At 59.8% G+C, this 12,650-nt stretch carries 10 protein-coding genes; all 10 read left to right on the top strand.

Annotation, left to right across the window (positions count from 1 at the left end):
- Window positions 1-50: 50 nt before the first annotated feature.
- The 10 genes from Spa11_RS09830 (at window position 51) to Spa11_RS09875 (ending at window position 12,643) form a co-directional block, all read left to right on the top strand.
- Complete coding sequence (locus Spa11_RS09830; RefSeq protein WP_145111496.1) at window positions 51-2,315, top strand: beta-L-arabinofuranosidase domain-containing protein; 2,265 nt, start codon at window positions 51-53, stop codon at window positions 2,313-2,315.
- Window positions 2,316-2,521: 206 nt separating this feature from the next.
- Window positions 2,522-4,006 (top strand): purine-cytosine permease family protein, encoded by a 1,485-nt coding sequence (locus Spa11_RS09835; protein ID WP_197529870.1) that lies wholly within the window; start codon window positions 2,522-2,524, stop codon window positions 4,004-4,006.
- Window positions 4,007-4,012: 6 nt separating this feature from the next.
- Window positions 4,013-4,213, top strand: coding sequence for a hypothetical protein (locus Spa11_RS23245; protein WP_145111499.1), 201 nt, complete (start codon window positions 4,013-4,015; stop codon window positions 4,211-4,213).
- Entirely contained in the window at window positions 4,210-5,262 is a 1,053-nt protein-coding gene (locus tag Spa11_RS09845) for an NAD(P)-dependent alcohol dehydrogenase (RefSeq protein WP_197529871.1), read from the top strand. Before Spa11_RS23245 ends, Spa11_RS09845 begins: the two co-directional genes overlap by 4 nt.
- Window positions 5,263-5,432: 170 nt before the next feature.
- Complete coding sequence (locus tag Spa11_RS09850; RefSeq protein ID WP_231933261.1) at window positions 5,433-6,164, top strand: glucose 1-dehydrogenase; 732 nt, start codon at window positions 5,433-5,435, stop codon at window positions 6,162-6,164.
- Between the two features lie 26 nt (window positions 6,165-6,190).
- Window positions 6,191-7,267 carry a M23 family metallopeptidase gene (locus Spa11_RS09855; protein WP_145111505.1) on the top strand — a complete coding sequence of 359 codons (1,077 nt, stop codon included), beginning with the start codon at window positions 6,191-6,193 and terminating at the stop codon, window positions 7,265-7,267.
- Window positions 7,268-7,331: 64 nt separating this feature from the next.
- Complete coding sequence (locus tag Spa11_RS09860; RefSeq protein WP_145111508.1) at window positions 7,332-9,041, top strand: sialidase family protein; 1,710 nt, start codon at window positions 7,332-7,334, stop codon at window positions 9,039-9,041.
- Between the two features lie 582 nt (window positions 9,042-9,623).
- Complete coding sequence (locus tag Spa11_RS09865) at window positions 9,624-10,850, top strand: tyrosine-type recombinase/integrase (RefSeq protein ID WP_145111511.1); 1,227 nt, start codon at window positions 9,624-9,626, stop codon at window positions 10,848-10,850.
- A gap of 171 nt (window positions 10,851-11,021) precedes the next feature.
- On the top strand, window positions 11,022-11,189 hold the full coding sequence (locus Spa11_RS09870) for an SEC-C metal-binding domain-containing protein (protein WP_145111514.1): 168 nt from the start codon (window positions 11,022-11,024) through the stop codon (window positions 11,187-11,189).
- A gap of 107 nt (window positions 11,190-11,296) precedes the next feature.
- Window positions 11,297-12,643 (top strand): AAA family ATPase, encoded by a 1,347-nt coding sequence (locus tag Spa11_RS09875; RefSeq protein ID WP_145111517.1) that lies wholly within the window; start codon window positions 11,297-11,299, stop codon window positions 12,641-12,643.
- The last annotated feature ends 7 nt before the right edge of the window (window positions 12,644-12,650 follow it).

The raw sequence follows: 12,650 nt of genomic DNA on the forward strand, positions 1-12,650 counted from the left end.
CGCCAGCCTTACTGAGCCTGACGCTCTGCCGCGTACTGCATTACCAATCAATGTTTATGACCGATAAGTCGTGTTCGCGAATCGCTCGGCAGGAGAATACCCCGGCTGGTTCGAGGCTCGTCGCAGCGCGATGGCTCATCGCCGGAGCGCTCGTGATTGCCGAGGCTTCGGCCTTTAGCCCCGCGCACGCGGAGACGAAGCCCGTCTTCACGCCGGCGGAAACTGCTCGGCTAGAACTTTCTGGACCGGTCGATGAGTTTGTGCAGGCGGTCGTCGAGAACTGGCTGCTGCGGGTTCCCCGCGACAACCCCGCCATCCTGACGATGTTCGCCGATCGTGACCAACGTCCCTACCGCAACCTACTACCTTGGTCTGGCGAGTTCGCGGGCAAATACCTGACATGCCTGTCACAAGTGCTCCGTCTCTCGGATGACACGAGATTAGAAGAACTAGGCGGCGATTTTGTTGAACAACTCGTTTCCCTCCAAGCCGAGAACGGCTACCTAGGTCCCTTCCCTGAGTCATGCCAGCTGACCGGCGTGAACGCCGAGGGAGGAAGAACTTGGGACGCTTGGGGCCACTACCACGTGATGGTTGGGCTGTTGTTGTGGTACGACCGCACCGGTGATGAGAAGGCGCTCGCTTGCGCAAGCCGGATCGGAGACCTGTTTTGTGAGAAGTTCCAGAGCGCGGACGAGAAAATCTCGTCCATTGGGAGCGCCGAGATGAACCAAGCCGTGGTCCATTCGTTGGCGATGCTCTTCACGCGTACAGGAGAGCCTCGGTACCGCGATCTCGCCAACGAGATCGTCCTGGACTTCTCGGCGCCGAACGCGGGCAACTACCTGGAGGCCGGACTGGAAGGGCTGGAGTTCTACCAGATCCCCAAGCCGCGATGGGAAAGCTTGCACTCGCTGATGGGCATGGCGGAACTTTACTGGAACGGTGGCAACAAGGACTATCGCGACGTCTTTGAACACTTCTGGTGGAGCATCGTCAAACTCGATCGTCACAACAACGGCGGCTTTTCCTCTGGTGAGCGGGCCCACGGCGACCCATACCACCCCGGCCCCATCGAGACCTGCTGCACCGTCGCGTGGATGGCGATGAGCGTCGAGATGCTCAAAATGAGCGGTGATTCACGGGTCGCGGACGAGCTGGAACTCTCGACACTGAACCAAGCACTTGCCACACACGCCCCCAGCGGCGAGTGGAGCACTTATAACACGCCGATGGATGGTCGTCGCATCCCCAGCACCATCGACATCGCGTTCCAGGTGCGCCCTGGGAGCGAGGGATTGAATTGCTGCAGCGTAAACGCCGCGCGGATGTTCGGCATGATCTCTGATTGGGCGTTGATGCGCGACCGCGGTGGCCTGGTGCTCAATTGGTACGGACCGTCCAAGTTTGCGGAAGAGGTTAACGGGCAGACGGTCACGATCACTCAAGACACCACTTACCCACGCGATGGATCGGTCAAGGTCCGCATCGATTTGCAAGAACCGAGCCGCTTCGGTTTAAAGCTGCGCATTCCCCACTGGTCGGCGAAGACGCAAGTCTCAGTCAACGGCGAGCGGATGGCGGTTGAGCCGGGCGCCTACTTGGAGATCGATCGGGAATGGAACTCGGGAGACGTCATCGACGTCGGGTTGGACATGTCGCTCCGGTGCTGGACAGGACAGAAGGCCTACGATGGAAAAGCGTCGATTTATCGCGGCCCTCTCCTGATGGCCTACGAAGAAACCAATTCGGCGGCGGTTGATTTTAGCGAGACTTGGCAGGCCTACGGGCACTTCCGAGCGGCTGCTGAAAAAGGAGCGAGCGTCAGCATCGCGTTCCAAGGCGAAACCCTCGAATGGCGTGGCTTCTATATGGACGATGCTGGCAAAGCGAAAGTAACGGTGGATGGTAAAGAAGTCGCCGTTGTCGATCAGTACGGCCCCAAGAGAGATCGGCCTTTTGAGTGGAAGCTTGATGGCTTAGGTCCTGGCAAACATGTCGCCAGAATCGAGGTCCTCGCCGAACAAGCCACCGATTCAAAGGGCTGTTGGATCAACGTTCAAGATCTGAAGTCAACGGCTGATATCCCCCCTCTCGACGCGTCCACACTCTCGAAGTGCGTGGTCAAACCTTCTCGCCCAGGATTTTTACTGCTTGAAGTAGGCGGCGGTGAGACTGCTACCGTGCAGTTGAGAGACTACGCCACCGTTGGTCAGGGTGGCGCATCCTACTTCTCATGGCTCCCAGCCGTGGGCCTACCGGAGACGCCTTTCAGCAGCGACAACCCGTCACGCACCTCGACGATTTCGCCGTAGGGACGCGGTCGCCCGAACGGTTTCTCCTCCAGTGGCGCACCGCCTGATTACAGCCAGGAGATCGGGAAGCCGTTAAAACTGCTGCCGACAACAACCCAAGCAGCTCCCAGGCAGTTGTGTAGCGATTGCTTGAGTACGGCTCGGCATCAGCTGCGCGACTGCTCGGCTGTTCCGTGAACATCCTTTAAATCAGCCTATCGACCGAGATGAGCCTGTTTGGCCCGTCCCGGAAAGAACCATTTGGCACAAACGCGGACGTTATGCACCAAGCTGTTGACGCTACTCTGGCTGACGCCGACTACCAGCGGACTCCGGTCCCGGAGAAAGCGCAGTTAGGCTTCAAGAACTTTGTCGGCATGTATGCGGGAGAGCATACGGCTGGCACGGAATTGATGATTGGCCCTCTGTTCGTCGCGGCTGGCGTTAGTGCCTTCGACATGCTTCTTGGTTTGTTGGTAGGCAATCTTCTAGCGGTCCTCTCCTGGGTTCTCTTCACGGCGCCGATTGCCACGCGTGAACGACTAACGCTCTACTACCAACTCGAGCGGATTTGCGGTCGCAAGCTTGTCGTTGTCTACAATTGCGTCAACGGCGTCATGTTCTGCTTGTTGGCGGCTTCGATGATTACCGTCGCCGCAACGGCGGTGGGTGTAGCGACCAATATTTCGATGCCACAGCTGGATGACGTCTACCCCAACAGCCTCGGCTGGGTGTTGGCTGTGGTGTGCATTGGGGCTTTGATCTCGGCCGTCGCCGCCTACGGATACGAGACCGTATCGCACTTTGCAAACATCGCAGCGCCCTGGCTAGTGGCGGTTTTTCTTGCCTTAGGGATTATCGCGCTGCGGCAGTTCATCACCGCTACGGGAACCGAGATCGGGTCATTCTCCGACCTTTGGGCGCTAGCAAACAACGATATTTGGAAAGGAGGCGAACCGCTCGCTGGCAAGACAAAGTTTACGTTCTGGCATGTGATGTTCTTCGCCTGGTTTTGCAATATCGCCATGCATCTGGGAATGTCTGATCTGACAGTTTTGCGATTTGCACGCAAGTCGTGGTACGGATTTGCAACGGCCTCGGGGATGTACCTGGGTCACTTCGTCGCCTGGATCGCGGCTTCGCTCTTGTATTCGTTGCAGCTATATGAGGATCCAAGTAACACCGAGGTGCTGCCAGGCCCCATGACCTACAAGGTGCTTGGCGTCGCGGGGGTGATATGCGTGGTGCTCGCCGGCTGGACGACCGCTAATCCAACGATCTACCGAGCGGGTCTCGCCTTTCAGTCGATTGTTCCCCGGGCGTCCCGCTTCTCAGTCACCCTGTTCGCAGGCGCCCTCGCGACCGTCGCCGGTATGTTCCCAGCGATCGCGATGCGGTTTCTAGAGTTCATAGCATTGTACGGATTGCTGCTGATGCCTGTTGGCGCCGTAATCTTTGTCGACTTCTGGCTCAGTGACCGACTCGGCTTTCGGAGCAACTATGCCGAGCGGACCGGCAGGTCCTTCAATCCTGCCGTAGCGATCGCGTGGATCCTCACGTTGTTGCTCTGCTTTGCGAGCGTCATCTGGGGTGGCGTCCAGATCTACTTCATCAGCCTGCCCGGCTGGCTAATAGCGGCAGTGCTCTATGCCGTTATGAGCCGAATTCTCTATCAGAGCGACAAGGCAGCGCACGCCGCCGCTAACGCGTAATCACCTATGAAGACTATTTCCCAGTTCCTGTCACTGGTCGCCATAGGCGGGGTCCTCGCGCCATCGATGTTGTATTTCACTAACGTTATCGATCTGCCCCAAGTCAAGTCTCTCACCTTGATTGGTACGGTTGCTTGGTTCGTAGTCGCACCGCTGTGGATGGGGCTGAAGAGCACGGCTCCTTCCGGATACCAGGAGGAAGCATGAGTGGTTCGGAAATTCCTATGGCGCTCGTCTTGGAACGAGCGGGCGAACTTAGCCTGCGTCCGTTCGAGATCGACGAAGAACTCGGGCCGAACGACGTGCGGATAGTCATCCATACCGTTGGGATCTGCGGTTCCGATGTTCATTACTATCAGCATGGCAGGATCGGACCCTTCGTCGTTGAAGAGCCGATGGTTCTCGGGCACGAGGCATCGGGTGTTGTTGCCGAGGTCGGCTCGCGAGTGCAGCATCTCGGTGTCGGCGATCGGGTATGCATGGAGCCGGGTATCCCGGACCCCGAGAGCCGTGCGGCTCGACTGGGGATGTACAACCTCGACCCGAAGGTGCGGTTCTGGGCAACCCCGCCAGTGCATGGCTGCTTGCGGCCATCGGTGGTGCATCCTGCCGCGTACACCTTCAAGGTTCCGGACAACGTGAGCTTTGCCGAAGGGGCAATGGTCGAGCCACTGGCTGTAGGTCTTCACGCTGCAAACAAGGCCGGCCTACGAGCCGGCGACCTAGCCGTTGTAATTGGGGCCGGCCCGATTGGGATCGTGACCGCCCTGTCGGCGATCGCAGCGGGAGCGAGCCGCGTGATTATCTCAGACGTGCAGCAAGAAAAGCTCGACCTCGCCGAGACGCTAGGCCCAATCACTGCCGTGAATGTTGCAGAAGTCTCACTTGCCGAAGAGGTCAATCGGCTGTCGGACGCTTGGGGCGCTGACGCGGTGTTTGAAGCGAGCGGCAACGAGCGCGCAGCGGCAAGCGTGTTTGACTATCTGCGACCCGGTGGGTGCGTGGTCTACATCGGTATGCCCGCAGGCCCTATTCCCTACGACGTGATTGGCGCTTCGGTTAAAGAGGCGAGAGTCGAGCATGTCTTCCGCTACGCGAACGTCTATCCACAGGCCCTCTCTCTGTTAGGCAGCGGAAGGATCGACGTAAAACCGCTGATCACCGACCGGTTTACGTTCGCCGAGAGTGTCGAAGCCTTCGACTATGCCGTCGGCATGCCGGCAAGCAGCGTAAAAGTGCAGATTTCCCTCCAGTAATTCCGTCGCGACTCTATCCAAGCGTGGCGCCTTCAGGCTCGCGCGCCATTGCTCAGCCAGAAGACAAGACTCTCCCTCCCCCGCCTTCCCTTGCTATGTCCATCAAGCTCACCGAATGCGCCCAAACGCACGCCGCCCCCCGCCCCCAGGGTGCTCCCCGAACCAGCGGCATGACAATTGACCTTTCGGGTAGGCGGGCGTTGGTTACCGGCGCCGGGAAGGGAATCGGGCGAACCATCGCCAGTCTACTTTCGTCGTGCGGGGCGGAAGTGGTTGCGCTGAGTCGCACCGGAGAGGACCTCCACTCCCTGGCAGAAGAGATCTCTTGCGAAACCCTCGTGGTGGACCTGGAGAACCCCGTGGCGGCGGCTCAGGCGACTCGAGAGGCGGGGGACATCGACTTGCTGATCAACAACGCAGGGATCTCGATACCACAATCGTTTCTCGGGACGACGATCGACGCGTTCGATCGCACGATGTCTGTCAACTTGCGTTCGGTTCTGATTGTCAGTCAGATCGTCGCCAAGGGCATGGTTGAACGCGGCGCTGGCGGCTCCATCGTCAATGTGTCGAGCCAGGCGTCCCTGGTCGCCATAGCGGACCACGCCGCGTACTGCGCATCGAAAGGCGCGCTCGACCAGCTCACGCGTGTAATGGCCCTAGAGCTCGGCCCTCACCGCATCCGGGTCAACGCTGTGAACCCAACTGTCACTCTGACTCCGATGGGAGAAGAGGCGTGGAAAGACCCCGCCAAGCGGGACGGGATGCTCGCAAAAATACCGCTCGGTCGTTTTGCCAAGCCGAATGAGATCGCCCAAGCGGTCGCTTTCTTACTCAGTAACCAGAGCGAAATGATCAATGGCGTCACGCTGCCTATCGACGGTGGCTACCTCATCGCCTGAAGAACACCTTCACAGGATTGATAAGAATGCAACTCCGGAGCATCAAGCAGCTTAAGTTTGCCTACCCCTTCGCCACGTTGGTTACGCTTCTAGCGGCAGGGACACAAGGTGCAGGTGCGCAGACGCAACTGGTGTGGCCTATGGGAGGAACTCCCTTCCACGACTGGGTCATTGGCAACTACGTCGATATCGATACTCGTCCTATAGCCCGAGGTGACTACCGCGGCGGTAAGCTTACCTACGACGGGCACGACGCCTTGGACATCGGGCTTGCCCACTTTCGTGCGATGGAAGAAGGGGTCGATGTCTATGCGGCCAAGTCGGGGACCATCACCTCTGCAAACGACGGGGCTTATGACCGCTGGTCAGCCATGAACCCAGCCCCCCCCGGCGAGGCCGGAAATCTGGTTGTCATCGATCACGGGAACGGTCTGACGACTCTCTACGGCCACCTGAAGAAGGATTCCGTAGCAGTAAACGTGGGCGACATCGTTGCCGCGGGGCAGGTGATCGGTCAGGTGGGCAGCTCTGGGCAGTCGACAGGCCCACATTTGCACTTTACCGTGCGACAAAACGGCAAGGCGGTTGAGACGTTTGAATCGCCGGACGAATGGTGGGACAACCCGCTCCCCTACACTGGCGATGTCGCCGGCGTCCTCGATTCGGGTGTGGCGAGTGAGTGGCCGACCCAAGCGGAAATCGAATACGGCGTCGTTCACGAAGCGTTTCTGGCGTCAGATGGATCAACGGGGCGACTTGCCGTTATGTGGAACTACGTCCACGGCGTCTCGGAGGGATCCCAGGTCAATGTGGTCTTCCGGCGCCCCGACGGCGGCATCCACGCCAACTACGCCTGGATCCAGGATCGCACCCTCGGTGTCGGCTACTGGCAGCACGGCACGGTGATATCCGGATCGCAAGTAGGGACGTGGAACGCCGAGTTACGCGTTAACGGGATAGTGATATCGAACAAGCAGTTCTTACTGGCTCCGGCCATCCCAGAGCCAGTATCGATCACCCTGGTCGGAACGATATCAATTTTGTTTTCGTGTTTGGCATCTGGTCGATTTCGACGTCTGAATGATAGGCGTAGCTGTTTTTAGACGCCGCATCTGTCGCGCGACCCTCTGCCCCTTTTCAATTCCAAGCAACACACGCTACTTCTGCATGAGTATTCCCTCTAGACGTCACGCCAACTTTCTCGTTGTGACACTCATTGGTTTCATCCTCTCTACCGGTCAAGCACGAGGGTCTGACACCGAGAGCCCCGTGGCGGAGAGCCCGCTGGCCGTGCTAGCTCCTTTAGAATGGGAAACTGATGCACTGCGTGAGGGCGCAAGAGCCTTCCTGGATGTTGACCTCCGCTTCAACAGCGTGCCGAAAGAACTTGCTGGAAAGAGCTTTCTACGCACCCATCTCCTAGGGACACGCAAAGTCTGTCTTCAGGCGGGAATCGTTTATGCCATTACTCCTAGCCCGACGGTCAAGGAATACACTCAGGCGCCCGCTCTCGAACAACTCGGCTTCCGCCGTGTCGAAAGCATTGCTGAGTTCAACGCGTTTGAGGGACAGTGGGAAGAACTCCCATGCTCTGTCTACTCCAAAGAGATTGCCGAGGGCGAGCGGATCGATATTCCTTCGGCACAGATTGTTCTCAAGTCCTATCCGCCCGAGGAGGATGTCCGTTCGGTTCCGTACAAGCGACATAAGTGGGTTGTACTTGTTGCCAATGCGCCACGGTCGAACGGAGAAATTGGAGACCTTTCGCCCGAACCCCGCTCTCTATTTAGCCCGCCGCTCGCTCAAGACTACACCGTCGCTGCGCAAACGCCAAACCTGGCCTACTTCATCCACGATCCGGGGATGATACGGCTACCCAACGGAGACCTGCTCTCATTTAGCCCCTGCTGGAAACGGCCATCTCGCGTTGGAAAGGCCGAAGGCGGCTACTTGATTATCACGAAGAGTACGGATGGCGGAGGAACTTGGCGACGATTGCCTGACCTCCCTTACGCCGAGGCGACCCCATTCATCGCCCAGGGCAAACTCTACCTCTTCACCCAGATGAAGCAACACGAGGATGTCTATTTCACTCGGAGCGATGACGGAGGCGAGTCGTGGGCCAAGCCCGTGAAGGTGCTAGAAGGACCTTACTGGAACTGCCAGACTAACTTCGTCGAGAAAGATGGCTACATCTACTGGGTTCTCGACCAACGACATCAAGGCGTCGTGGCCATCGCCGGGGATCTATCGGAAGACCTGCTCGACCCTAAGGCCTGGAGGGCGTCCAATGTTCTTGAAGCGGTCATGACCCCTCCCGAATTCCGCCCCTCGGGGACTCGCCTCTACGCCACAAAAGAACGTGAACGTTTCCACGACTGGAATCTTGAAGGCAACATGATGCTGGTTGGCGACCGCTTGCGTATTGCCGCGAGGGTGAACCCCAGCCCTGGCGACACACCTGGAATTGCGGCGCTCTTTGACCTCACCGACAAAGACGGCCATCTGATCCTCGCGTACGACCAGCACTACCCTTGGCCTGGCGGTCAGAGCAAATTCGCGATCCTGCACGACCCGGTTACGAAGCTCTTTTGGATGACGTGCAACGTGGCGGCTGGGCCTCTCAAGAAAGGTGTGTCCCCCGATCGGCGCTTTTTGATGCTCTACTTCGGGCATGACGGCAAGAACTGGCTGCCGGCGGGGTGTGTCGCTTTCACTGCCACGCCCAGTCAGTCATTCATGTACCCCTCGATGGTGATAGACGGGAATGATCTGGCCATCCTTTCACGTACCGGTAGAGAGTCTGGCCACTTCCATGACGCGAATCTGTCGACCTTTCATCGCGTCAAGGATTTTCGATCACTGGCCTGGTTCTAGCCGGTGGTACAGGTTTCGGCTCCACTCACTTGGCGTTATTGACGCTGTCCGAATGGCGGGAAGATCGCCAAAAACGATCGTATCACGGCGGTAAACTATGCGACTTGAGCACGAGGCCGTCCCCCACGCCCACGACCTCGCCAGCTAGCGCTGCAAGGACTCCGCCACACCTCGCTGTGCCTCAGCGGGGCGTCTCTACTACGCGGTTCGACGCCATGGGCGACCATCGACGGGACGAAGCAGCAGAAAGCTGCCTGCCAAGAACAGAGCTACGCAAAGGCGTCTCGCTACATAAGGTTAGATCGACTTCTGCAAGCGGCTCTTCGGCGCGTTGTGTAGAACGGTAGCTACCGCACTTAAACAAACGATATTATCGCGTATTAATTCTACTACCTCTTTTTCGCTCGCAAAAGTGCGAGCGATTGCGTCAACTTGCGAGATTTTGCGGGTGTTTGCAAACAAGAATAGAAGGGTGTAAGATGCGACGAAACACGTTCATGCAAGGCAGATAGGACTTAATTAAGGGCTGTCTCATAACCTCGAGGTCGTCGCTGTTTGGTTTCCAATCAGCAGGTTTCCGCCGTGCCCAAACTCCTCAGCCGCCCGCCCAAGTACCGCCTCCACAAGAGCACCGGCCAAGCCGTTGTCTCCGTGCATGGCAGGGTCATCCAGCTGGGCCCTTTCGGCTCCGCTAAGAGCCACGCCCGCTACCAGGAAGAGATCGCCAACTGGCGGTCCGCCCGGCAGAAGCGTTGCGTCGAAGAGGCCGCCGAGCCCGAGGTCTCGCTCAAGGAGCTGCAGGCCCGCCGCCTCCGCGGCTACCCCGTTACGATCGACGAGCTGGCCCTGGCGTACCTCGATTTCGCCCGCGGCTACTACAAGAAGAACGGCCGCGTCACCCGCGAGGCCGAGATCATCGGCGACGCGCTCCGCGTCTTGGTCCGCCACCACAGCGGCGAAGCGGCCGACGAGTTCGGCCCGGTGAAGCTCAAGGAAGTCCGCGAGCGGATGATCGACGAGGTCGATTGGTGCCGCAAGCACATCAACAAGCAGGTCTCGCGGCTCACGCGGATGTTCAAATGGGCCGTGTCGAACGAGTTGATTGGCCCGACGGTCTATCAGGCTCTCACCACCGTCCCCGGCCTCAAGCGGGGCCGCAGCGAGGCCCGGGAGACCGGGCCCGTGCTCCCGGTCGATGACGCGGTGGTCGCCCAAACCCTGCCCCACTTGCCGCGGATCGTCGCCGACATGGTCCGCCTGCAGCGGCTCACCGGCATGCGGCCCGGGGAGGTGTGCTCCCTGCGCCCGTGCGACCTCGACCAGTCGGCCGACGTCTGGGTCTACGAGCCCGGCGAGCACAAGATGGAGCACCACGACACCCGCCGGCTGGTGATGATCGGCCCCAAGGCCCAAAAGCTGCTCACGCTGTACCTCGACCGTCACCCGATGGCCCCCTGCTTCCTCGGCGACGAAACCGTCTGGCTCTCCCGGCGTCGCGGCGACGAAGCCGACATGCCGCTCAACAGCGACCTGATGCAGCGAGCCCACCGCTTCGCTATCGGCCGTGGGAAGCTCGAACCCTACAACGTCAACGCCTACCGGATCGCGATCCACCGGGCGTGCGAGAAGGCGGGGCATGCGAAGTGGTCGCCCAACCAGTTGCGGCACACGGCGGCGACGGAGGTGCGAAAGCAGTTTGGATTAGAGGCCGCTCAGGTGATCTGTGGGCATCAGTCGACGGACGTGACGCAGATCTACGCCGAGCGAGACGTGACCTTGGCCAAAGAAGTGGCTCGCTCCGTTGGTTGAGGGCCGCGATCGGCAGCGCCGTGGCTTCCACGGCAACCGTCTCAACGCCAAAAAAGTTGAGCGAACCTGGCCTGGTCAAAGGCGGTCGTGCTTGGCTCTGAACCCTATCCAAAATAGTCAGGAGGTGTGCCATGCGACCTTACATCGAAGGGAGCCCATCGTTTCGAGCCGATGAGCAAGCGACGTCGAGGCTACCCCTCTGAGAGCAAGGTCAAGATCGGCGTCCGCGTCGTCCACGGCGACAAGCTGCTCGAAGAGAAGCTCGGCCGGCGGGACCTCTGCCCGTGCGGGAGCGGCAAACGCTTCAAGCGGTGCTGCCTGAAGCGAGGCCGCTTTTGACGGGTCGCTGCGGGACCACTACTTTTAGGGACGGGTAGACAAACCCTCGCGAGGCCCGCGCCACGCAGGCGCGGGCCTCTTTCGTAGAGCGATCCGAGGCCGGCGCTATGACCAATTGGTTCTCACCACTCTTTGCCGCCGGCTCAGCGCGAGTGCGCCTGTTCGCCCATCTCGGCCGTGAGGCCGCTCGGTCGCCTGTCGTCCGTCAGGTGTTCCAAGAGTACGAACGCCCCAATCTGCACTTGGCGATTGAGGCGGTTCTGGCGAAGTCCCAAGCCCCGTCGCCGATCGGCCTCGTCGAGAGACAGACGAGCGCGACTCTGTCGCAGATCGTCCATTCGACTTTCGGGACGAGCTTTCCCATTGGGCCCGTCGAGTACGTCGATGTCAGCCTGGGTGACGGCGAACGCATCGCCTGCGTGAAGCGTGGGCTTTATTTGACCGCCGACGACGCCGGACGCCCGATTGCGCTATTGATCGCCAGCGACGGGGATTCGTACCCGCCCAAGATCCTCGTTGAGGTGATGGCGAACGAGCGCGCCGTCGCCGAGCAATTCCTCCGTCGCGTCACCGAAGCGGTCCAGCACGGCAAGGCGTATCGCGGCCGTGTCTTCTCGTTGGAACGCAACTGCTACGGCGAGGTCGAGGTCAAGTTCCATCGGCTCCCGGCGATCTCTCGCGAGCAGATCATCCTTCCCAACGAGCTACTGGAACGGATTGAGCGTCATTCGATCAGTTTTTCACGCCACGCCGAACGGCTTCAGAAGTGCGGTAGGCACTTGAAGCGAGGCCTCCTCTTGCACGGCCCCCCGGGGACCGGCAAGACCCTCTGCGCGACGTACTTGGCGACGCGTCTGGAGAACCGCACCGTCATCCTTCTTACCGGAGGAGGAATGGGCTCGATCGAGGCGGCCTGCCATCTCGCGAGGCTGCTCGCCCCGACGACGGTGATTCTAGAAGACGTCGACTTGATTGGCGCCGAGCGGGAAAACCAAACGGTTGGGGCGAACGCGTTGCTCTTCGAGCTGCTCAACCAGATGGACGGTCTCAACGAGGACTGCGACGTCCTCTTCATCCTCACGACTAACCGGCCTGATGTGCTCGAACCCGCTCTGTCGGCGCGGCCCGGTCGGATCGATCAAGCCATTGAGATTCCGCTCCCTGGCGAACCGTGCCGGTCGCGGCTTATTGAACTCTACGCCGAGGGACTAACGCTCGCCATCGACGACCGGTCCGACTTCGTCCGCCGGCTCGAAGGCGCCAGCGCCGCCTTCATCAAGGAACTGCTCCGCAAAGCGGCCGTGCTGTCCGCCGAAGAACACGACGGCCCGGATATCGTCGTGGACTACGGCTGCCTCGACCGGGCGCTCAGTGAACTGCTCGTCGCCGGTGGCTCACTCACACGCACGCTGCTGGGCGCGAAGATTTCTCCGAAAGAGCCCGCCGCCAATTGAACCCGCC

It is taken from the genome of Botrimarina mediterranea (assembly GCF_007753265.1).
Taxonomy (GTDB): Bacteria; Planctomycetota; Planctomycetia; order Pirellulales; family Lacipirellulaceae; genus Botrimarina; species Botrimarina mediterranea.

Coding starts and splice junctions, on each gene's coding strand:
- Spa11_RS09855 (WP_145111505.1), top strand. CDS start 6,191: ATGCAACTCCGGAGCATCAAGCAGCTTAAGTTTGCCTACCCCTTCGCC.
- Spa11_RS09875 (WP_145111517.1), top strand. CDS start 11,297: ATGACCAATTGGTTCTCACCACTCTTTGCCGCCGGCTCAGCGCGAGTG.
- Spa11_RS09860 (WP_145111508.1), top strand. CDS start 7,332: ATGAGTATTCCCTCTAGACGTCACGCCAACTTTCTCGTTGTGACACTC.
- Spa11_RS09845 (WP_197529871.1), top strand. CDS start 4,210: ATGAGTGGTTCGGAAATTCCTATGGCGCTCGTCTTGGAACGAGCGGGC.
- Spa11_RS09830 (WP_145111496.1), top strand. CDS start 51: ATGTTTATGACCGATAAGTCGTGTTCGCGAATCGCTCGGCAGGAGAAT.
- Spa11_RS23245 (WP_145111499.1), top strand. CDS start 4,013: ATGAAGACTATTTCCCAGTTCCTGTCACTGGTCGCCATAGGCGGGGTC.
- Spa11_RS09850 (WP_231933261.1), top strand. CDS start 5,433: ATGACAATTGACCTTTCGGGTAGGCGGGCGTTGGTTACCGGCGCCGGG.
- Spa11_RS09835 (WP_197529870.1), top strand. CDS start 2,522: ATGAGCCTGTTTGGCCCGTCCCGGAAAGAACCATTTGGCACAAACGCG.
- Spa11_RS09870 (WP_145111514.1), top strand. CDS start 11,022: ATGAGCAAGCGACGTCGAGGCTACCCCTCTGAGAGCAAGGTCAAGATC.